Source organism: Microbacterium sp. CIAB417, from assembly GCF_022788845.1.
In genome coordinates, this window is the sequence record NZ_JAHZUT010000005.1 from 219737 (window position 1) to 239117 (window position 19381).

The window sequence follows — 19381 nt, forward strand, 5'->3', positions numbered from 1 at the left end:
CGGACCGGTTCTCCGCACCAGTTGTCCTGCAGGCGCCGGAACGCGGCTGTGCTCTCCACAGGGCGCGGAATCCTGCGGAGGCGCCGTGCGCGGATCCTTCACGATCGGGGCATGACGGAAGCCGACACGAACCTCAGAGACCGCGTCCTCGATCGGGCCGATGACCTGCGCGATGTGCTGCATGTCCTGCTCGGGCAGGCGAACCGACGCCAGCTGTGGCTGGTGTTCATGGAGGAGAGCGGGCGCATCGGCGACCCGATCATGCCCATGGCCGACTACCCCGCCGACCCGCATGAGGAGACCGAGGCGGACGACCTCGGCGTCGTCGATCAGGGGCATCTGCTGATGCATCGGATCGGGATGCTGCGCGAGGCGACGGGGAACGCATCCGTCGTCCTGGTGTGGGAACGCGTCGCGCCCAACGTCCTGGACGGCCAGGATCGCGCGTGGGCGTCGGCGATGGCGGACGAGGCGGCGGCGCTCGGCGTGCCGTTGCGTGCTCAGTTCCTGCTGCACAACCGCGGTCTTCGCCAGCTCCATCCCGACGACTACATGTGAACGGCCGTCCTTGGGGCGTATTGGAACGCGGCACTCGCCCGAGAAATATACGAATCAATACTCGGAAGGGCTTGTCAAATATCGAAGAGAAATCCTAAACTGAAGTATGGCGTTCATCACGGAGACTCGAGCCGACCGCGAGGTCGCGTTGCTCGAGGCGTTCGAAGCCGTGAACGCGCAGATCGCCGCTCTCGAGGCCGAACGCGCCCGCCTTCTCGCCGAGCGGTTCGATCTGCTGCTGGAGGATGATCCGTTCGATTCGCCGCATCACGACATCGCGGTGCGTTCGGCGGCGGCGGAGTTCGCCGCCGTGGCGCGTCTCTCGCCGGGCGTCGTGGATGCCGCGATGCACCGTGCGCACACGCTCAGGCATCGGTTCCCGCTGGTGTGGGAGGCGCTGCGCGACGGGGCGATCACCTCTCGACATGCGGACGCGATCATCACGGGTGCGTCGGCTCTGTCGACGTCGCCGGTGCCGGAGCTGAGCGAGTATCAGGGGCGCGCCCTGGAGATCGCCGTGTCCGAGAGCCCGGGGCGCACGCTGGCGATGGCGAAGTCGGTGGCCGCATCCCTCGCGCCGACCACGGTCGCCGAGCGGCACCGGGCGGCGCTGGAGCACAGGTCGGTACGGGCGTTCCCCATCGACGACGGCCTCGGGCAGCTCTCGGTCTCGGGACCGGAGTACCTGATCCAGGCAGCTCTCGACCGTGCGACCGAGATCGCGAAGCAGATCATGGCTCAGCGCCCGGTGATCGGCCCTCAGGAGAAGGACGCGGACACGCGCTCTCTGGACCAGATCCGGGCCGACGTGGCGCTCGAGCTCCTCCTCGGCGGTCGTCTCGAGACGGTGGCCGGAACTCCCGCCGAGGCGGTCCGTGCGAGCATCCAGATCACGATCGCCGCGACCACGCTCACCGGCGAGGACGACCGGATGGCGGAGCTCGACGGATTCGGGCCGATGCTTCCCGAGCAGGCGCGGGATCTCGCGGCGCACGCCTCGGCATGGTCTCGGCTGTTCCTCGATCCCGGCGGCATGGCCACGCGCACCGACGCGTACTCCCCGTCCGAGTCGATGAAGCGGCATCTGCGGGCGCGAGATCAGCGCTGCCGATTCCCGGGATGTCGGAGGATCGCTCGCCGGTGCCAGATCGATCACAATCACGATCATGCGAAGGGCGGGTCCACCGAGATCTGCAATCTCTCCTGCTTCTGCATCAATCATCATGCGCTGAAGCACCCCGATCTGCTCGACCGTCATCGCTGGTCCGCGACTCAGCTTCCCGGAGGGGTGATCGCGTGGACGAGCCCCGTCGGCCATACCTACATCGACGAGCCGCCGCCACGCGTCATGTTCGTGTGATCGGTCGGCGCCGCAATCGGTGCTCCGGATCGGCCGGTGCGCCTACCGGAGACTGGGCCCGGTGCGTGCACGTGCTTCAGGGGGCCTTGTGCCTACGCGTGATCGCCCGCGTCCTCGACGAGCCGAAGGAGCGACGGTGGGGGAGCGAAGCGACTTCCGTGCCGATCCGCCAGCGCCTGAGCACGCGCGGCGAAACCCGCCACGCCTCCGTCGTACTGCGCCATGTACTGCAGCGCGCCGCCCGTCCACGACGGGAAGCCGGCTTCCAGAGAGGCGATGTTCGCCTCGGCCACGGAGGCGAAGACGCCCTCGTCCAGGCGGTCGAGCGCTTCCAGGGCATCCGCGAACAGCATCCGCTCCTGGAGCTCGACCAGCGCGGGCGCCGCACGGCCCGACCTGAAGCGCTCGCGCAGGTCCGCGCGGATCCGCACGGGTTCGCCGGCCTCGTCGTACTCGTAGAAGCCGTGCGGCGCTTCGTCTCCCCGGCGCGGCGTCTCGTCGCGCAACCAGGCCAGGACCTCCTCCGCGACGCCCGCGAGCCGGTCCGCCCGCACAACGGCACCCGGGGAATCTCCCGCGAGTGCGCCCTCGTCCACGCGCCGCAGTGCTCCGACGCGGTACCCCGCCTGACGTGCCGCCTGCTCCACGGACGCGGGCTCGACTCCCTCGCCGACCGCGGCGACCGCCTCGATCAGCCCCGCCCGCGCGGCGGGGGCAGGCCCCATCCGGCCACCCTCGGTCTTGAGCGCCTGCCGGTCGAAGAACGCGCTGATCATGTTCTTCGCGACCCGTGTGTGAGTGAGGTGGATGAAGTACCGGGTCTCGACCCGCGATGCCGCCTCGAAGTCGAGGTACGCGCCCTCGACGGCGGCCGCCAGCGCCGCCCGCGGAGCCGGCAGCGGCGCGCCGCCGACCTCTGCGCGCAACTGCGCCGTCATCGCCGGCAGCATGCTCGCCACCGAGCCCTCCTTCGGCCCGCCGCCGGGGATCCGGAAGCCCTTCTCGTCCCACGGCTTCACCGGCTCCGGGTTCACCGCGATCCACGCCCGTGCCGCGGCGGTCAGGTCCGCAGACGGCACCAGCTCATCGACGATGCCGGCGTCCACCGCCTCCGCGCCGTCGAACAGGGTCGCCGGCAGGATCACCTGCTCCAGCGCCTTCTGCAGACCGAGCATCCGCACCGTGCGCACGATTCCCCCGCCACCGGGCAGCAGCCCCAGGGACACCTCGGGAAGGCCGAACCGTGCCCGCGGGGCATCCGACGCCGCGATGCGCCGGTGCGCGGCCAGCGCCACCTCGAGGCCTCCGCCGAGCGCCGAACCGGTGAGCGTCGCGACCACCGGGCGCCCCAGCAGCTCCAGCCGGCGCAGCAGCGACTTCACGTGCTCCACGCGCGCCGTCTCCTCGGCCGACCGGGACGGATCCGCCTGCCGAAGCTGCACCAGATCTCCGCCGGCGAACCAGCTGTCCTTCCCGGACGCGAGGATGACCCCCGTGATCCCGTCGCGCTCGGCCTCCAAGCGCTCGATCGTCGCCCCGAAGGCCGCCACGAAGTGCGCGTTCATGGTGTTGACTGCGGCGTCCGGGTCGTCCATGGTCACGGTGACGACGCCCTCGGCATCCTGATCCCACCGGTACCCGGCGTCTGCGCTCATCCTGCCCTCACACTCGCTCGATCACGGTCGCGATCCCCATGCCGGAGCCGACGCACAACGTCGCGAGCCCGCGCCGCAGGTCCCGGCGCTCGAGCTCGTCCAGCAGCGTTCCCAGGATCATCGCGCCGGTCGCCCCCAGCGGATGGCCCATCGCGATCGCCCCGCCGTTGACGTTGACCTTCTCGTCCGGGATGCCGAGATCGCGCTGCCACTTCATGACGACGGCCGCGAAGGCCTCGTTCAGCTCGAACAGGTCGATGTCCTCCACGCCCAGGCCGGCCCGCTTCAGAGCCTTCCGCGTCGCCGGCGCCGGGCCGGTGAGCATGATGGTCGGCTCGGAGCCGACCACCGCCGTCGACACGATCCGAGCCCGCGGCGTGAGCCGGGCGGTGGCGGGAGCCTCTGCGGAGCCCACGAGAACCAGCGAGGCGCCGTCGACGATGCCGGAGGAGTTCCCCGGGCCGTGCACGTGATCGATGCGCTCGACCCCGTGGTACTTCTGCAGGGCGACGGCGTCGAAGCCGAACCGCTCGCCGATGCCCGCGAAGCTGGCCGGGAGCCGGCCGAGCGACTCCACGGTCGAACCGGGGCGCCGATGCTCGTCCGTGTCGAGCACGACGACGCCGTTGATGTCCCGCACCGGGACGATCGAGCGCGCGAACCGCCCTTCGCGCCAGGCGGTCTCGGCGCGCTCCTGCGACCGCGCGGCATAGGCGTCGACGTCCGAGCGGCTGAATCCCTCGAGGGTCGCGATGAGGTCGGCCCCGATGCCCTGCGGCACGAAGTGATGGTCGTAGGCCGTGGTCGGATCCTGTGCGTGCGCGCCGCCGTCCGAACCGAGGGGCACCCGCGACATCGACTCGACCCCGCCGGCGAGCACCAGGTCCTCGAACCCGGAAGCCACCTTCTGGGCAGCGAGATTCACGGCCTCCAGTCCCGACGCGCAGAACCGGTTCACCTGCACACCGGGCACGGACTCCGGCAGGCCCGCGACGAGCGCCGCCGTGCGCGCGATGTCCCCGCCCTGCTCGCCCACGGGGGAGACGACGCCGAGCACGACATCGTCGATGTCCGCGGCATCCAGTCCTGGGTTGCGCTCCCGGATCGCGTCGATCAGGCCCGTCACCAGATCGACCGGCTTGATCTCGTGCAGCGCGCCGCTCCTGTTGCGGCCGCGCGGTGTGCGCACCGCATCGAAGATGTACGCGTCCGTCATGTCTGCTCCAACCCTCTACAGCATTATGCGCCCTGCCCGGCCGGCAGATAGTTGGATGCCCTAGTAATTCGATGATGGGCAAACTAAGCTGAGCTTGTGCCAATGACGGCGCGAAGGGACTTTGCACAATGACTCGCACCATCCCCCATTTCGTAGGCGGATCGCTCCTCACTCCAGACGCCGGACGCTTCGCAGACGTCTTCGACCCCAGCACCGGCTCTGTCCAGGCGCGCGTGCCGCTCGCGAGCCCCGACGAGGTCGGACGCGTCGTCGCGAACGCCGAGGCCGCGCAGCCCGCCTGGGCAGCGACCAGCCCCCAGAAGCGCGCGCGGGTGCTGCTGCGCTTCATCGATCTCGTGCATCGGGACATGGACGACCTCGCCCGCCTGCTCTCCCGCGAGCATGGCAAGACGTTCGACGACGCGAAAGGCGACATCCAGCGCGGGCTCGACGTGATCGAGTTCGCCGCGGGCGCGCCCCACCTGCTCAAGGGGGAGTATTCGACCGACGCCGGCAGCGGCATCGACGTGTACTCCATGCGCCAGCCGCTCGGCGTCGTCGCCGGCATCACCCCGTTCAACTTCCCGGCCATGATCCCGCTGTGGAAGGCGGGACCCGCGCTCGCCGCCGGCAACGCGTTCGTCCTCAAGCCGAGCGAGCGCGACCCGTCGGTCCCGGTGCGACTGGCGGAGCTCTTCCTCGAGGCCGGGCTCCCGGCGGGTGTCCTCAACGTCGTCCACGGCGACAAGGAGGCGGTGGACGCCCTGCTCGAGGACGATCGCGTGAAGGCCATCGGCTTCGTGGGGTCGACCCCGATCGCGGAGTACATCTACGCCACCGCCGCAGCCAACGGCAAGCGCGCGCAGTGCTTCGGCGGGGCGAAGAACCACCTCGTGGTCCTGCCGGACGCCGACCTCGACCAGGTCGCCGACGCCCTCATCGGTTCGGGCTACGGCTCGGCGGGCGAGCGCTGCATGGCGATCTCGGTGGCTGTGCCGGTCGGCGACGAGACGGCGGACGCGCTGGCCGCCAAGCTCACCGAACGCGTCGCCCACCTGCGCGTCGGCCCGTCCCTCGCCGACGGCATCGACTACGGCCCGCTCGTCACCCGCGCGGCGGTCGAGCGGGTCGAAGCGTACATCCAGCAGGGGGTGGATGCCGGAGCCACCCTCCTCGCCGACGGTCGAGGTCTCGTGGTCGACGGACACGAGGACGGTTTCTACCTCGGCCCGACCCTGTTCGACCACGTCACCACGGACATGTCCATCTACCGCGAGGAGATCTTCGGGCCGGTGCTCGTGATCGCCAGGGCACGCGACTACGAGGAGGCGCTCGCGATGGCCTCCGACCACGAGTTCGGCAACGGCGTCGGGATCTTCACACGCGACGGCGACGCCGCCCGCGACTTCGCGGCCCGCGTGAACGTCGGGATGGTCGGCGTCAACGTCCCGATCCCCGTTCCCCTGGGCTACTACACCTTCGGCGGCTGGAAGCGCAGCGGCTTCGGCGACCTGAACCAGCACGGCCCCGACGCCTTCCGCTTCTACACGAAGACCAAGACCGTGACGAGCAGGTGGCCTGCCGCCGGCATCCGCGAAGGAGCCAGCTTCGTCATGCCGACCACGCGCTGATCCCCTCTTCATTCGTCGAGCGAGCGCAGCGAGCAGAAACGCAGCAAGGAGAACACATGAGCCTCATCACCACGACGACGTCCGAGGAACGCGCCGCGATCCTGCAGGCGGTCCGCGAGTTCGCCGAGACCGAGCTCGCCCCGCACGCGCTGGAGCGCGACGAGAAGCACCTGTTCCCGCGCGAGAGCCTGGAACGCGCCGGCGACCTGGGCCTCGGCGGCATCTACGCCGGCGAGGAGTACGGCGGCACCGGCTTGTCCCGCGCTGACACCGTCGCGATCTTCGAGGAGCTCGCCAAGGGCGATCCGGCGGTCGCGTCGTACATCTCGATCCACAACATGGTCGTCGGAATGATCGACCGCTACGGCGACGACGCCCAGCGTGCGCGGTGGCTGCCCGTTCTGACCGGGATGTCCGGGTTCGGCGGATACTGCCTGACCGAGCCGGGTGCCGGATCGGATGCCGCGGCCATCGCCACGAGCGCGATCCGCGACGGCGACGACTACGTCCTCACCGGCGTCAAGCAGTTCATCTCCGGCGCGGGCGAGGCCGCCGTGTACGTCGTGATGGCGCGCACGGGCGAGCCGGGAGCGCGCGGCATCACCGCGTTCCTCGTCCCGGGGGACGCCGACGGCGTGAGTTTCGGCGCCCCGGAGAAGAAGATGGGCTGGCACGCGCAGCCCACCCGCCAGGTGATCCTGGACGAGGTGCGCGTGCCCGCCTCCGACCGGCTCGGCGACGAGGGCGGCGGCTTCAAGATCGCGATGTCGGCGCTCGACGGAGGCCGCCTCAACATCGCCGCGTGCTCGCTGGGCGGAGCGCAGTGGGCTCTGGACCGTGCCGTCCGGTACGTGCACGAGCGCTTCACGTTCGGCGATCCTCTCGCCGAGAAGCAGAGCATCGTGTTCCAGGTGGCCGACATGCGCGCGCAATTGCATGCGGCCCGGCTCATGGTGCAGGACGCCGCCGAGGCCGTCGACGAGGGCTCCGCGGACGCGTCCGTGCGCTGCGCGATGGCGAAGCGGTTCGCGACCGACGCCGGCTTCGACGTCGCCAATCGCGCGCTCCAGCTGCACGGCGGCTACGGCTATCTGCAGGACTACGGCATCGAGAAGGTGGTGCGCGATCTGCGCGTGCATCAGATCCTGGAAGGGACGAACGAGATCATGCAGCTGATCGTGGGACGCGAGACGTTGAAGGCCGCATCATGAAGATCGCATTCCTCGGGCTCGGTCATATGGGATTGCCGATGGCCCGCAATCTCCTGGCCGCCGGACACGAGGTCCGCGGCTACGACGTGGTGCCGCAGGCGCGTGAGGCCGCAGCAGCGGCCGGAGTCCCGATCGCCGACACGGGGACGGATGCCGCGGCATCCGCGGATGTCGTCATCACCATGTTCCCGGCCGGAGCGCACGTCCTGGAGGCCTACCGGACCGGGCTCCTGGACGCCGCATCCCCCGGAACCCTGTTCATCGAGTCGTCGACGATCGCGGTGGCGGACGCCCAGGAGGCGCATGCGCTCGCCGCCGCAGCGGGTCACCGTCAGGTCGACGCACCGGTGTCCGGAGGCGTCGTGGGAGCTGAGAACGCCACGCTGGCGTTCATGGTGGGCGGCTCGGACGAGGATTTCGCCGCGGCCCTGCCCATCCTGGAGCGGATGGGCAGGCGCATCGTGCACTGCGGCGGCCCCGGCCTCGGCCAGGCCGCCAAGGCGTGCAACAACATGATCCTCGGGGTGTCGCAGATCGTCGTCGGCGAGGCGTTCGTGCTCGGCGAGCGCCTGGGACTCACGCACGAGGCGCTGTACGAGGTCGCCTCGAACGCCTCCGGCCAGTGCTGGGCGCTCACGACCAACTGCCCCGTGCCCGGCCCTGTGCCCACCAGTCCCGCCAACCGGGACTATCAGCCGGGCTTCGCGGGAGCGCTCATGGCGAAGGATCTCGGCCTCGCGCTCGAGGCGATCGAGCAGACCGGGACCGACGCGCGCCTGGGGCGGCTGGCGCAGCAGATCTACGCCGCGTTCGCCGCCGGGGACGGGGCGACGCGCGACTTCTCCGGGATCATCACCGACATCCGGGACGCGTCCTGAGGCGGGCATACTGGAGCCGACGGAGAGGACCGGCATGAGCGAGTACGAGACGATCCGGATCGAGCAGCGCGGACGCGTGGGCTGGATCACCCTGAACCGCCCGCAGGCACTGAACGCGCTGAACGCGCGGATGTCGGAAGAGGTGACCGCCGCAGCGGTCGCCTTCGACGCCGACGACGGCGTCGGCGCGATCGTCGTCACCGGGTCCGAGAAGGCCTTCGCCGCGGGAGCCGACATCAAGGAGATGGAGGCGATGTCGGCGCAGGAGATGCTCGACACCGACCACTTCGGCGCCTGGAACGACTTCGCCGCCGTGCGCACCCCGGTCATCGCGGCCGTCAGCGGGTTCGCCCTGGGCGGCGGATGCGAGCTGGCGATGATGTGCGACATCATCCTCGCCGCGGACACCGCGAAGTTCGGGCAGCCCGAGATCAACCTCGGGGTGATCCCCGGCATGGGCGGCACGCAGCGCCTCATCCGCGCGGTCGGCTACTACAAGGCGGCAGAGCTCGTGCTGTCCGGGCGGATCATCGGCGCCGAGGAAGCGGAGCGGGTCGGTCTCGTCTCGCGGGTGGTGCCCGCATCCGACCTCCTCTCCGAGGCCTCGGCGCTCGCCGAGACGATCGCGTCGAAGTCGCTGCCGAGCGTGTACGCGGCGAAGGCGGCGCTGGACGCCGCGATGGAGACGACGCTCGCCGATGGCCTCGCGCACGAGAAGCGGGCCTTCGCGGCCCTGTTCGACACGGCGGATCAGAAAGAGGGGATGGCGGCCTTCCGCGAGAAGAGGTCGCCGCGGTTCGAGAACCGATGACGTCCTCGCCGACCGGCAGGAGCGCGGCGTCGGCGTCCCCCTCAGCCGCGCAGACCGGCGAGCGCCTTCTCGAGGCGGCGGGCGCGGGTGTCCTCGGCCTTCGCCTCGGCGATCTGCCGGGCGATCTCCTTGCGCTTGGACGGCGCCAGCGCGTCGAAGGCCTCCTTGGCCGCGGCATCCGCATCCAGCGCCTCGGCGAGCGCGGGCGGGATCTCGATCGGACGCTCCTCGGTGTCGACGCGGATCGTGACGTCGATCTCCTGCCCGATGTCCAGCCCCAACTCGGCGCGGGCGGCCTTGCTGAACCCGATCATGTTCGCCCCGCCCATGCGCGCGAGGCGGAGTCGGATGCTGCGATCGCCGATCGAGACGACGACGGGGAAGGACTTGCCGGCGCCGAACGAGGCGACCTGCTCGTCGGTGAGAAGGATGGCCGCCGCCGGGCCCTGGGCTTCGAGGATCGTGTGCAGGCGCAGTTCGCTCATGCGGCCAGCGTACGCCCGCGTCCCTCGATCTCGTCGGCGAGGATCCGATTGCGTTCCGCGATCAGCCGTCGCAGATACGCGCGCAGCAACAGCCGGTCGACGAGGCGCCCGATCGGCCCGAACGGCGAACGGAACGTGATCGTGTCCCGCATCAGCGTTCCGCGGGGGTGCGCCGAGAACTCGTGCTCGTGCAGGAAGGCGGTGAAAGGCCCCGCGATCTGCCGGTCGCAGAACCGGTGCGGCGGATCGATGTCGAACACGATCGAGCGCAGGCGGAACGGGATGCCGAAATGCCGCGCGCGCCATGTGACCGTGGACCCTTCGGCGAAGGCGCCGCCGGCGGGCCGCTCGAGCATCGACTCGCCGTACCGCTGCATCGAGCGCACGTGCAGTCCCGGATCGAGCGATGCCGTGAACACCTGGGAGGGTTCGGCGGCGATCAGCGTCTCGAGCACGAACCGTGCCATGTCAGAGCGGGTCCGGCTGGGGGCGGGGGTCGCTGAAGTCCCCGGCGTCCTTGCGCAGGCGCGCGACGATCGCGACGAGATCCGAGGCATCCTCCGGACTGATGCCCGGGTTCGTGAACACCTCGGTGTTCAGCGCGGCGGTGGCGCGCTCGACGAGTTCGCGGCCCGCCGGGGTGAGCGCGAGCATGGCCGCGCGTCCGTCGTGCGGGTGCGGCTCGCGGACGATCAGTCCGTCGCGCACCAGGCGGTCCGAGGTGCTCGTGACGGTCGTGGCGTGCACCTGCAGTCGGGACACCACGCTCGACAGCGGCAGGCGCCCGGCGCGGCTGAAGGCGAGCAGACGCAGCATCTCATATCGGGCGAAGGACAGCTCGAAGGGCTTGAGCGCCGCGTCGACTCTGGCGAGGAGGAGCTGCTGGGCGCGCATCACGGAGATGACGACGGTCATGCCGTCCGCGGCATCCGTCCACCCGTGTGCGAGCCACTGCCGCTTCGCCTCGGCGAGCGGATCGATGGGCAGCGGACGGGATCGGGTCACGGATTCCACGGTACCCGGCCCTGCCGCCGTGTCGTGGCGGCGCGCTACGCTCGGAAGCGCAGCGCCCGGAGTACCTCCCCGTGGGGTGGTACTCAGTCCCACCGGACTAGAATCGGAGTGTCGTGAGGAGCAATCGATGAAGATCTTCGTCCTGGTCAAAGAGGTGCCGGACACCTATGGCGATCGGAAGCTGAACCTGGAGACGGGCCTGGCCGATCGCGCGGCCGGTGACGTCGTCCTGGATGAGATCACCGAGCGCGCGCTCGAGGTCGCCCTCTCCTATGCCGACGGCAACGAGGGGACCGAGGTGGTGGCGCTGTCGATGGCGCCGGAGTCCTCCACCGCCTCCGTGCGGCGGGCGCTCGCGATCGGCGCCCACTCCGCCGTGCATGTCGTCGACGAGGAGCTCTCCGGCGCGGACCTCGGATTGACCGCCGAAGTGCTCGCGGCGGCGATCCGTCGAGCCGAGCCCGATCTCGTGATCACGGGCAACCTCTCCACCGACGGCTCGGGCGGCATGATCCCGGCGATGCTCGCCGAACACCTCGGCTTCGCGCAGGCCACTGCTCTCAGCGCGGTCGAGATCACGGCGGACGGCATCACCGGCACGCGGACGACGGATGCCGGGTCGCAGTCCGTCTCGGCCGCCCTGCCGGCGGTCATCTCGATCACCGAGGCGCTGCCGGACGCACGGTTCCCCAACTTCAAGGGCATCATGGCGGCCAAGAAGAAGCCGCTCGAGGTGCTCGCGCTCGCGGACCTCGGCGTCTCGGCCGACCCCGGTGCCGCACCGCGGACGATCATGACGTCGGTCGCCGAGAAGCCGCCGCGTGCAGCGGGCATCAAGATCACCGATGAGGGCGACGCCGGCACCCGGCTGGTCGAGTTCCTCGTGCAGAACAGGCTGGTGTGAGCATGGGCTACCCCGAGAACCCGATCCTCGTCCTCGTCGACGTGACGCCCGCGGGCGACGCCGCCCCCAGCACGTCGGCCCTCCTCGGCGCGGCGTCGACGATCGGCAGCCCGATCGCGCTGGTGCCGGGAGGCGCGCAGAGCGCCGTGGATGCCGCGGCCGCAGCCGGAGCCGCCGTGGTGCTCACCGCCGCGGTGGACGACACGCAGCTGATCGTCCCGCTCGTGGACGCTCTGCACACCGCCTATGCGCGCGTGCAGCCGGATGCCGTGCTCGTGTCGAACTCGATCGTGGGACGCGACGTCGCCGGGCGGCTGGCCGTGCGGACGCGAGGCGCCCTGTCGGTCGACGCGATCGGGGTCTCGCGCGACGACCAGGGCGTCGTGGCGCATCACTCGGTCTACGGCGGCGCCTATCTCGTCGACTCCGCCCCGACCTACGGCGCCCCGATCGTCACCGTCCGGCAGGGCGCGGTCGAGGCGCGCGGAGAAGCAGTCGCCTCCCCGGCCGTCGAGGAGCTGGAGGTGGTCGGATCCGGCGCCGCCGCGGCGACCGCCGGCCCCGTCGAGGCCATCGAGCAGGAGTCGTCGCGGCCCGAACTGCGAGGGGCGGCGCGCGTCGTCTCGGGTGGTCGGGGGCTCGGCTCCAAGGAGCAGTTCGCGCTGGTCGAGCAGCTGGCCGACGCCCTGGGTGCAGCCGTCGGCGCTTCGCGCGCCGCGGTGGACGCCGGCTACATCCCGTACGCGCATCAGGTCGGCCAGACCGGCGTCTCGGTCTCGCCGCAGCTGTACGTGGCGCTGGGCATCTCCGGCGCGATCCAGCACCGCGCGGGCATGCAGACGGCCAAGACCATCGTGGCGATCAACAAGGACGGCGAGGCGCCGATCTTCGACATCGCGGACTTCGGCATCGTCGGCGACGTGTTCACGGTCGTCCCGCAGGTCATCCAGGCGCTCGAAGCGCGGGGGAAGTAGCAGGATGCTGCGCCGCGGACTGCCTCGCGTGCCCGGCGGCGAGCCGTGGCCTCCGGCGGACGTGCTGACCGACGAGCGCGTCTCGGGTCCGGAGACGGTCGGAGGCGACGCGCTCAGTGAAGCGGTCGCGGCGTCGGATGAGGCGGCGGTGCCGGCCGGTGAGGCCGGGGTGCCGGCGGGCGGAGTCGCTTCCGGTCCGCAGGGCGGCGAGTCCGGTGCGGGACCTGAGCCCGCGGGTCCTCTCCGCCGCGGGCTGCCGCGTCTGCCGGGCGGGGAGCCGTGGCCGCCCGCCGAGGTCGTTGCTGCCGGGAGTGCTTTCGCGGGGACCGCAACCACTCCGCCCGCTGGCGTGACCGCTGCCGGCGCGGCCGCCGCAGCGACCGCCGCCCGAGCGACCTCGGCGTCTTCGCCGAGCACCCTGCCGTCCTCCGACGCGGGTCCGTCCGGCCCGAGCGCCGACACGTCGGGCGCCGGCGCTGTGGCCGCGGAGCATCCGGCATCCGGTGCGCCGGCCTCCGACGCGGCGGGAGCCCTCCGTCGCGGGCTGCCGCGTGTGCCGGGCGGGGAACCGTGGCCGCCCGCGGGAGTGGTCGCCGCCGCGCCTTCTTCGCCCGGAGCATCCGAGGACTCCCTGCCCGCGGCATCCGAAGCGTCCACGACCACCCTGCCGTCCGCGCCGCAGCGCAGCGCGGCCTCGACGACGACGGGGACCCCCTCCGGCGTACCGCTCGACACACCGCTGCCCTTCCCGCTCACGGTCCACCATGGCGCCGCGCCGCGCCACCCGGCCCCCGCGCCGGAGCCCCAGCGCCTCGGACCGTTCACCAGGGCGCAGTGGGCGGGCGTCGTGATCGTCGGCGGCGCGGGGCTGCTGTTCGCCGCGGGGATGGCGGTGTTCTTCGTGCGGTGGCTCCTGTCGCTCGACGGCATGGCGGACTTCGTCGCCACCTATCCCGGCGAGTACCACCTCCCCGAAGGAGCGCCGGTGGGCTTTCCCGCCTGGCTCGGCTGGCAGCACTTCTTCAACGTGTTCCTCATGGTGCTGATCATCCGCTCGGGCCTGCGCATCCGGGGGGAGAAGCGCCCGACGGCGTTCTGGACGCCGCGGAACGACCCGAAGGGCAAGACGAGTCTGACGATCTGGTTCCACCAGGCTCTCGACGTCCTCTGGCTGCTCAACGGCGTCGTGTTCGTCGTGCTGCTGTTCGTCACGGGCCAATGGATGCGGGTGGTGCCCACGAGCTGGGAGGTCTTCCCGAACGCGGTGTCCGCGGCGCTGCAGTACGTCTCGCTGGACTGGCCGACCGAGAACGGGTGGGCCAACTACAACAGCCTGCAGCAGCTGGCGTATTTCGCGACGATCTTCCTCGCGGCCCCGCTCGCCGCCGTGACAGGGTTCCGCATGAGCGGCATGTGGCCGAAGAAGGCGGAGCGCCTCAGCAAGGCGTACCCGATCGAATGGGCGCGCGCCGTGCACTTCCCCGTCATGCTCTACTTCGTCGCGTTCATCTTCGTCCACGTCGCGCTCGTCCTCTCGACCGGTGCGCTGCGCAACCTCAACCACATGTATGCGGCGCAGGGGTCGACGGATCCGACGGCGTACGCCGACAACTGGACGGGATTCTGGATGTTCGTGGCGTCGCTCGTCGTCATCGCCGCGGCGTGGATCGCCGCCCGTCCGCTCGTCATCGCCCCGATCGCGCGCCTGTTCGGCACCGTCTCGGGACGCTGACCCGTCGCCCGGGCCCCATTCGAGCGATGAGACCCCGTCCGAGTGACGAAACCCCGTCCTGGCGACGCTGCCAGGACGGGGTTTCGTCAGCCATGAGAGGTCTCACGGGTGGTGGGATCAGCGAACGAAGCGGACCTCGGTGAGCGTCTCGCCGAGGAACGGCTCGGTGTGCGTCGCGCCGTCCAGGTGGAACCCGTTGCGCGTGTAGAAGCGGTGAGCGCGCGGGTTGTCCTCGGCGACCCACAGGTACAGCGGCTCGTCCTTCTCGACCGCGGCGTCGAACAGCTTCTGTCCGAGACCCGTGGAGTGCCAGGCATCCAGAAGGTAGATGAAGTACAGCTCGCGGTTCGCGGGAGCATCCTTGTCGCGGGCGGGGCCGGAGCCGACGAAGCCGACGATCTGGCCGTCCACGAGCGCGGCGCTCATCTTGAACTCGGGGCCCTGGACGGCCCAGTGGGTCCACAGCTCGGCGAGCCGCCGAGGCGAGACCTTCTCGAGTGCTGCCTTGCTGATCAGGTGGTCGTAGGTCTCGTGCCAGCACTGCGCGTGCACGCGTCCCAGAGCCTCCGCATCCACATCACGGACCGGACGGACGATGACATCTGGCTGGGCTTCGGCGCTCATGCCCGTGACTCTACGCGCGGCTCGGGAGAACCGGAAATCTACCGCGTGTAGAAGCCGAGGGTGCCGGAGCACGAGCTCAGGGATTGTGAGACGGCCACAACGGAATACCCGTTCGGTGCGCGGCTCGCTACTCTCGCACCTTGTGAACGTGATCTGGCGGACCCTGCTCGTGATGTGGAACGCGCGACGGCGCGTGCGACGCGAGGGGCGGATCGCGCCCACCGAGATCGGCCGCATCCGCCTGACGACCCTCCCCACCGACATCGACGTCCTCCGCCACATGAACAACGGGCGCTACCTGTCGCTGTTCGATCTCGGCCGCTGGGATCTGCTGATCCGCACCGGCATGAGCGATGTGATGAAGCGCAACGGCTGGTACGCCGTCGTCTCGGCCGAGACGGTGACCTTCCGCAAGTCGCTGGAGCTCTGGCAGCGATTCGACGTCGAGTCGCGGCTGCTGGGCCACGACGACAAGGCGATCTACATGGAGCACCGCGCGGTCGTGGGCGGCGAGATCTACGCGCGCGTCATCGTGCGCGCCCGGATGCTCAAGCGCACCGGGGGCACCCTCACGCACCAGGAGCTGTTCGCGGCCGTCGGACGTCCGGAGGGGCTACCCGACGTCGAGCCGTGGATGCACGAGTGGGCCACGGCGTCCGCCCTGCCGCCGACGCGTGCCGAGGCGCCGAGCATCTGGTCGTAGTGCCCGGCGCGGGGCTGGCGCTAACGTAGCCTCGTGCTGACCCTCCTCGCCTCGACCGGCCGTGTCCTCGCCGGGCATTGGCCGGCCCTCGTGGCGTGGTTCCTGGCAGGTCATCTGGTGCACTTCGGCGCGATCCAGCTCGCGGGGTACGTCGGAGCGTGGACGAGCGTCGGCGGCATCCTGCTTCTCCCGCTCGCGATCCTCGCCCGGCTGATCAGCTTCGTCGCCATGTTCCTCGTGATCCGGGACGGGTTGCGCGAGCTGCAGAAGATCGCCCCGGTGCCGCCGTCCGCCGAGGAACGCCGGCGGACGTTCCTGAACACGCTGCTGGCCAGCATCCTGCCGTTCTTCGCGATCTACGCCGCCTGGGGGATGCTGCAGGACGACGTCATCGCCTACGACGCCCGCGCACTCGCCGTGCGCTCGGGCCTGCGGTTCCAGTCCATCCTGGACGGCTCCGAGGTCCCCACCGGTGCCGTCGGCAGCAACCTGACCCTGGACGTCGTCACCGGCATCCTGATCGTCATCGCCTTCGCAGGACGCTGGGCCTGGAAGAAATGGCCGAAGAAGCTTCCGGCGCCGTTCTCCGTCCTCGCGGTGTACCTCGAGGCCGTCTGGGTCTGCCTCTCGATCATGGTGATCAAGGACGCCCTCGAATCCCTGCAGCACTGGGTCGACACCCGCGTCGGGATCCAGTGGGCGATCCAGGCGCGGGAATGGCTGGCGGACCAGGTCGCGCCGCTCGCCTGGGTGTGGGACGGCGTCGAATGGTTCATCGGACAGCTTGCAGGGCTCACTGTCGAACCGCTCGCGTGGCTCGCGATCGCGGGCGTCATCTACGGGCAGGCCATCGCGGCCGAGAAGCCGGCGCTCGACGTCGCCCTGTACCGTCGAGCGCGCACCCACCTCGACCGGGTTCCCGGCATCCTGCGGCGGATGCTGGGACAGCTCGGAGCCGAGTTCACGTCGCGCTTCACGCCCATCATCGACGCGATCGTTCTGATGTGGCGCGCGGGTCCCCTGCTCATCGGCACGTTCGTGCTGCTCTACACGATCGTGCTCGCCGGGGAGACGACCTTGGACCTCGTGATCTCGCGGCTGCTCGGCCCGCACGATCTCGCGTCGTTCTGGCGCGTGCTGAGCGAGGGGATCCTGCTCGTGATCGCCGTCGTCGTCGAGCCGATCCGCATCGGCGTCGTGGCCGGAGCGTACGACGCCTCGCTGGGCGCGCTGCGCCGTCAGCGGCACGTCGAAGCAGCGGCGAAACCGGCCGGAGGTCAGGGGTCGATCGAGAACCTCAGGTACGTCGGAAGCTCCGACGCCGGGGTCACCTCGATCCAGAACGGCCCCTCGGCGTCCGCGGGCACGATGAACGGGACGATGATCTCGTACGGGGCCACCGGCAGCGGCTCGCCGTCCTCGTCCTCCTCGGGCGTGACGCAGATCGTGGGCTCTTCGGACGAGTACTCGACGCCGAGCTCGTAGCGCATCTCCTCCCACTGGCGCCCCGTGCTCTGCTCGACGAGCTGCGGCGCGGAGCACCCGGGAGCCTCGGCCTGCGGGTCCACGGGAATGGCGACGGCGATCACCCTGGCGTCCCGCGGAGCGACGAGGCCCTCCGTGCCGGTGAGATCCTTGGCGCGCACGGGTCCCCAGGTGGCGCCGGCGAACTCGACGGACTCGTCGGCGTCGGCGTCGATCGGGAAACTGGCCTCGTAGAGGAACACGTTCGACCAGGCCGGCCAGACGACCGCCACCGCGGTGACGGGCGCGAGCACGGCGACGGCCACCACGGCGAGGCGGTTGCGCCGCCACCACCCGGTCACGGGTTCGTCCAATCGGTCGCGACGATCTCGGCGTCGGAGACGCGCTCCAGCTCGTCGAGGTCGATGCGGAGCTCCGCCACCGAGTCGGCACGCGTGTCGTCATCGAGGGAGAGACGCAGGACGCCGGTGCCCGTCAGCACGTCCCCGGGAAGCTCGAAGGCGAGCATGCCGGTGCGTGAGACGCCCGTGACGACCTGTTCCCGGAACATCGACGGCATCCGCTCGCTCGCCCGGAAGGAGCGGTCGCCGATCGTCAGCTCGGCGCCGCCCAGAAGGCTGCCGGTCTGCTCGAGGGTGGAGCGGACGTCAACGTCGACGAGCAGCCAGGTGCCGTCCGCACTCCATCCGTTCGGCGCGTTCACGCCGTCCGAGATGCGGACCTGCTGCACGGTCAGCGCGAACTCGCGCCCCATAGCCTCCTCTCCGATGGCGGCGGGAACGACGAACGGCTCGACCGAGGCCGAGTCGTCGGGCGTGGCGAAGGCTACCAGCCAGGCGGCGGCCAGGAGCGCCGCCGTGAGGAGCCACGGGAGAGCGCGCTTCACTCGGTCACCCCCGCTCCGACATCCTCAATGGACAGCGTCGCGTACGCGCCGACCTCGACGTCCTCCCAGTAGTCCCCGTGGATGAAGAACTCGCCGGAGTACTCGGTCGCCGTGTGGAGGGCGACGCGCAGCTCGTCTCCACCCGCATAGGCATCGGCGGGGACGGCCCAGGTCAGCACGAGCGGAGCGGGTACGCCCGGCTGCAACCAGGGATTGAGGGTCGTGTCGTCGTAGCGTGCGATCGCGCCCGCGACGTCCGGGGCGTCGTCGACCCGGATCTCGGCCACGCTGCCCGTCGCCGTCGCCGGGCGCGCGGTGTCGTCGATGTTGGTCACGTCCACGAGCAGGACCAGCAGGCGCTCGCCCTCCGCCGGCGTGACCCCGGTGTCGCTCAGCTCGTCGATCAGAACGGCGCGCTGCGGCGTCATCTCCAGGCCGGCGCCCGTGAAGGTCTCACCGGCGGACAGCTCGGGCAGGGGCGGCTCCGGAACCGTACCGAGGCCGCCGAAGGCCGCCGTCGCACCGAGGATCAGCGCGGTCGCGATGCCGCCGATCCACTTCGTCGAGACGCGGTCGGCGACGGCGGTGACCCACTTCTTCGACGTCGGCGTCCGCGGCGCGGGCGACGGGCCGGATGCCGGCGCCACCGCCCCCTCCACGGCGCTCTGCACCGCCCCCGTCTCTGCCACGGGATCAGCATAGGGTTCGCCGCACATGCTGGAGAAGCGCCGGGCCCGCCGATTACGCTCAGATCAGCGGTCCCGCCGATGCCGACCGCGGACCGGAGGAGCAGACATGTCCGATGACGGTGTGAACCGCGAACCCTACGACCGGGCCCGCAGCCCGTACCCCGACCCCGCCGTGCCGATCCCGAACCCCGAAGGTGCGGTCCCCGGAGACCAGCCCACGGCCAACGAGGCGCCGTACCTCGGATACGGCGGGTCCTCCGCGTTCGCGGGAACATCCTCGGCGCCGCCCGCCGGAATCGGCGGCCTCGCGATCGTGACGCTCGTGGTCGGGATCATCGCCTTCCTCACCGGATGGATCCCGATCGTGGGCATCGTCATCGGTCTGGTCGGCATCGTGCTGGGCATCGTCGCGCTGCGGGGCAAGCCGGGACGCGTGCTCTCGATCGTCGGCCTCGTGCTCTCGGGACTCGGATTCCTCACCAGCGTGGTCGTCACCCTCGGGATCGTCGCCCTCATCCCGGCGTTCACCGCGTAGGGGCCGAGTTCCTGTTCCGCGGCGGAGGGC

The 19381-nt window shown here is 70.6% G+C and carries 20 protein-coding genes; 12 read left to right on the forward strand and 8 right to left on the reverse strand.

Going from position 1 to position 19381, the window contains the following annotated elements:
- Window positions 1-111 precede the first annotated feature (111 nt).
- Together KYX17_RS21870 and KYX17_RS21875 are read left to right on the forward strand one after the other, a co-directional pair.
- A complete protein-coding gene (locus KYX17_RS21870) occupies window positions 112-558 on the forward strand; it encodes a hypothetical protein (RefSeq protein WP_243229526.1) in 447 nt (148 codons plus the stop codon).
- Between the two features lie 106 nt (window positions 559-664).
- Window positions 665-1918: an HNH endonuclease signature motif containing protein gene (locus KYX17_RS21875; protein ID WP_243229527.1), complete on the forward strand. Its 1254-nt coding sequence runs from the start codon at window positions 665-667 to the stop codon at window positions 1916-1918.
- A gap of 92 nt (window positions 1919-2010) precedes the next feature.
- Here the strand turns inward: KYX17_RS21875 and KYX17_RS21880 are convergent, their stop codons facing one another.
- Window positions 2011-3573, reverse strand: a complete 1563-nt coding sequence (locus tag KYX17_RS21880) for an enoyl-CoA hydratase/isomerase family protein (RefSeq protein WP_243229528.1) — start codon at window positions 3571-3573, stop codon at window positions 2011-2013.
- 7 nt (window positions 3574-3580) lie between these two features.
- Window positions 3581-4789: an acetyl-CoA C-acetyltransferase gene (locus tag KYX17_RS21885; RefSeq protein ID WP_243229529.1), complete on the reverse strand. Its 1209-nt coding sequence runs from the start codon at window positions 4787-4789 to the stop codon at window positions 3581-3583.
- A gap of 128 nt (window positions 4790-4917) precedes the next feature.
- Between KYX17_RS21885 and KYX17_RS21890 the strand changes: the two genes are divergently transcribed.
- Genes KYX17_RS21890 through KYX17_RS21905 form a run of 4 tightly spaced genes read left to right on the forward strand, consistent with a single transcriptional unit; the run spans window position 4918 to window position 9320 of the window.
- A complete protein-coding gene (locus KYX17_RS21890; RefSeq protein WP_243229530.1) occupies window positions 4918-6420 on the forward strand; it encodes a CoA-acylating methylmalonate-semialdehyde dehydrogenase in 1503 nt (500 codons plus the stop codon).
- Between the two features lie 56 nt (window positions 6421-6476).
- On the forward strand, window positions 6477-7631 hold the full coding sequence (locus KYX17_RS21895; RefSeq protein ID WP_243229531.1) for an acyl-CoA dehydrogenase family protein: 1155 nt from the start codon (window positions 6477-6479) through the stop codon (window positions 7629-7631).
- Entirely contained in the window at window positions 7628-8509 is an 882-nt protein-coding gene (mmsB, locus tag KYX17_RS21900) for a 3-hydroxyisobutyrate dehydrogenase (protein WP_243229532.1), read from the forward strand. Before KYX17_RS21895 ends, mmsB begins: the two co-directional genes overlap by 4 nt.
- Before the next feature lie 34 nt (window positions 8510-8543).
- A complete protein-coding gene (locus KYX17_RS21905; protein ID WP_243229533.1) occupies window positions 8544-9320 on the forward strand; it encodes an enoyl-CoA hydratase-related protein in 777 nt (258 codons plus the stop codon).
- Window positions 9321-9361: 41 nt separating this feature from the next.
- Here the strand turns inward: KYX17_RS21905 and KYX17_RS21910 are convergent, their stop codons facing one another.
- Genes KYX17_RS21910 through KYX17_RS21920 form a run of 3 tightly spaced genes read right to left on the reverse strand, consistent with a single transcriptional unit; the run spans window position 9362 to window position 10810 of the window.
- Window positions 9362-9805 carry a YdeI/OmpD-associated family protein gene (locus tag KYX17_RS21910; RefSeq protein ID WP_243229534.1) on the reverse strand — a complete coding sequence of 148 codons (444 nt, stop codon included), beginning with the start codon at window positions 9803-9805 and terminating at the stop codon, window positions 9362-9364.
- Window positions 9802-10272 carry an SRPBCC family protein gene (locus KYX17_RS21915; protein WP_243229535.1) on the reverse strand — a complete coding sequence of 157 codons (471 nt, stop codon included), beginning with the start codon at window positions 10270-10272 and terminating at the stop codon, window positions 9802-9804. Before KYX17_RS21915 ends, KYX17_RS21910 begins: the two co-directional genes overlap by 4 nt.
- 1 nt (window position 10273) lies before the next feature.
- Complete coding sequence (locus KYX17_RS21920) at window positions 10274-10810, reverse strand: MarR family winged helix-turn-helix transcriptional regulator (protein WP_243229536.1); 537 nt, start codon at window positions 10808-10810, stop codon at window positions 10274-10276.
- 136 nt (window positions 10811-10946) lie between these two features.
- Here KYX17_RS21920 and KYX17_RS21925 point away from each other — a divergent pair, with 136 nt between their 5' ends.
- Genes KYX17_RS21925 through KYX17_RS21935 form a run of 3 tightly spaced genes read left to right on the forward strand, consistent with a single transcriptional unit; the run spans window position 10947 to window position 14429 of the window.
- Window positions 10947-11723 (forward strand): electron transfer flavoprotein subunit beta/FixA family protein, encoded by a 777-nt coding sequence (locus tag KYX17_RS21925; protein WP_243229537.1) that lies wholly within the window; start codon window positions 10947-10949, stop codon window positions 11721-11723.
- 2 nt (window positions 11724-11725) lie between these two features.
- The gene (locus KYX17_RS21930; protein ID WP_243229538.1) at window positions 11726-12697 is read left to right on the forward strand and encodes an electron transfer flavoprotein subunit alpha/FixB family protein; all 972 of its coding nucleotides are present in this window, start codon (window positions 11726-11728) and stop codon (window positions 12695-12697) included.
- Window positions 12698-12701: 4 nt separating this feature from the next.
- Window positions 12702-14429 carry a cytochrome b/b6 domain-containing protein gene (locus tag KYX17_RS21935; protein ID WP_243229539.1) on the forward strand — a complete coding sequence of 576 codons (1728 nt, stop codon included), beginning with the start codon at window positions 12702-12704 and terminating at the stop codon, window positions 14427-14429.
- Between the two features lie 117 nt (window positions 14430-14546).
- On the opposite strand, the gene KYX17_RS21940 is transcribed toward KYX17_RS21935, so the two are convergent.
- Window positions 14547-15053, reverse strand: a complete 507-nt coding sequence (locus KYX17_RS21940; RefSeq protein ID WP_243229540.1) for a GNAT family N-acetyltransferase — start codon at window positions 15051-15053, stop codon at window positions 14547-14549.
- 142 nt (window positions 15054-15195) lie between these two features.
- On the opposite strand from KYX17_RS21940, the gene KYX17_RS21945 reads away from it, so the two are divergent.
- Window positions 15196-15756: an acyl-CoA thioesterase gene (locus KYX17_RS21945; protein WP_243229541.1), complete on the forward strand. Its 561-nt coding sequence runs from the start codon at window positions 15196-15198 to the stop codon at window positions 15754-15756.
- A gap of 33 nt (window positions 15757-15789) precedes the next feature.
- On the forward strand, window positions 15790-17241 hold the full coding sequence (locus tag KYX17_RS21950; RefSeq protein WP_243229542.1) for a hypothetical protein: 1452 nt from the start codon (window positions 15790-15792) through the stop codon (window positions 17239-17241).
- 337 nt (window positions 17242-17578) lie between these two features.
- On the opposite strand, the gene KYX17_RS21955 is transcribed toward KYX17_RS21950, so the two are convergent.
- Complete coding sequence (locus KYX17_RS21955) at window positions 17579-18127, reverse strand: hypothetical protein (protein WP_243229543.1); 549 nt, start codon at window positions 18125-18127, stop codon at window positions 17579-17581.
- Complete coding sequence (locus KYX17_RS21960; RefSeq protein WP_243229544.1) at window positions 18124-18816, reverse strand: hypothetical protein; 693 nt, start codon at window positions 18814-18816, stop codon at window positions 18124-18126. The genes KYX17_RS21955 and KYX17_RS21960 overlap by 4 nt, the downstream gene beginning before the upstream one ends.
- 106 nt (window positions 18817-18922) lie before the next feature.
- Between KYX17_RS21960 and KYX17_RS21965 the strand changes: the two genes are divergently transcribed.
- On the forward strand, window positions 18923-19351 hold the full coding sequence (locus KYX17_RS21965; protein WP_243229545.1) for a DUF4190 domain-containing protein: 429 nt from the start codon (window positions 18923-18925) through the stop codon (window positions 19349-19351).
- Window positions 19352-19381: the final 30 nt, after the last annotated feature.

What these genes read in the sequence shown, in the direction of transcription:
- KYX17_RS21870 (WP_243229526.1), top strand. Translation starts at nt 112, where the DNA reads ATGACGGAAGCCGACACGAACCTCAGAGACCGCGTCCTCGATCGGGCC.
- KYX17_RS21875 (WP_243229527.1), top strand. Translation starts at nt 665, where the DNA reads ATGGCGTTCATCACGGAGACTCGAGCCGACCGCGAGGTCGCGTTGCTC.
- KYX17_RS21880 (WP_243229528.1), bottom strand. Translation starts at nt 3,573, where the DNA reads ATGAGCGCAGACGCCGGGTACCGGTGGGATCAGGATGCCGAGGGCGTC.
- KYX17_RS21885 (WP_243229529.1), bottom strand. Translation starts at nt 4,789, where the DNA reads ATGACGGACGCGTACATCTTCGATGCGGTGCGCACACCGCGCGGCCGC.
- KYX17_RS21890 (WP_243229530.1), top strand. Translation starts at nt 4,918, where the DNA reads ATGACTCGCACCATCCCCCATTTCGTAGGCGGATCGCTCCTCACTCCA.
- KYX17_RS21895 (WP_243229531.1), top strand. Translation starts at nt 6,477, where the DNA reads ATGAGCCTCATCACCACGACGACGTCCGAGGAACGCGCCGCGATCCTG.
- mmsB (WP_243229532.1), top strand. Translation starts at nt 7,628, where the DNA reads ATGAAGATCGCATTCCTCGGGCTCGGTCATATGGGATTGCCGATGGCC.
- KYX17_RS21905 (WP_243229533.1), top strand. Translation starts at nt 8,544, where the DNA reads ATGAGCGAGTACGAGACGATCCGGATCGAGCAGCGCGGACGCGTGGGC.
- KYX17_RS21910 (WP_243229534.1), bottom strand. Translation starts at nt 9,805, where the DNA reads ATGAGCGAACTGCGCCTGCACACGATCCTCGAAGCCCAGGGCCCGGCG.
- KYX17_RS21915 (WP_243229535.1), bottom strand. Translation starts at nt 10,272, where the DNA reads ATGGCACGGTTCGTGCTCGAGACGCTGATCGCCGCCGAACCCTCCCAG.
- KYX17_RS21925 (WP_243229537.1), top strand. Translation starts at nt 10,947, where the DNA reads ATGAAGATCTTCGTCCTGGTCAAAGAGGTGCCGGACACCTATGGCGAT.
- KYX17_RS21930 (WP_243229538.1), top strand. Translation starts at nt 11,726, where the DNA reads ATGGGCTACCCCGAGAACCCGATCCTCGTCCTCGTCGACGTGACGCCC.
- KYX17_RS21935 (WP_243229539.1), top strand. Translation starts at nt 12,702, where the DNA reads ATGCTGCGCCGCGGACTGCCTCGCGTGCCCGGCGGCGAGCCGTGGCCT.
- KYX17_RS21940 (WP_243229540.1), bottom strand. Translation starts at nt 15,053, where the DNA reads ATGAGCGCCGAAGCCCAGCCAGATGTCATCGTCCGTCCGGTCCGTGAT.
- KYX17_RS21965 (WP_243229545.1), top strand. Translation starts at nt 18,923, where the DNA reads ATGTCCGATGACGGTGTGAACCGCGAACCCTACGACCGGGCCCGCAGC.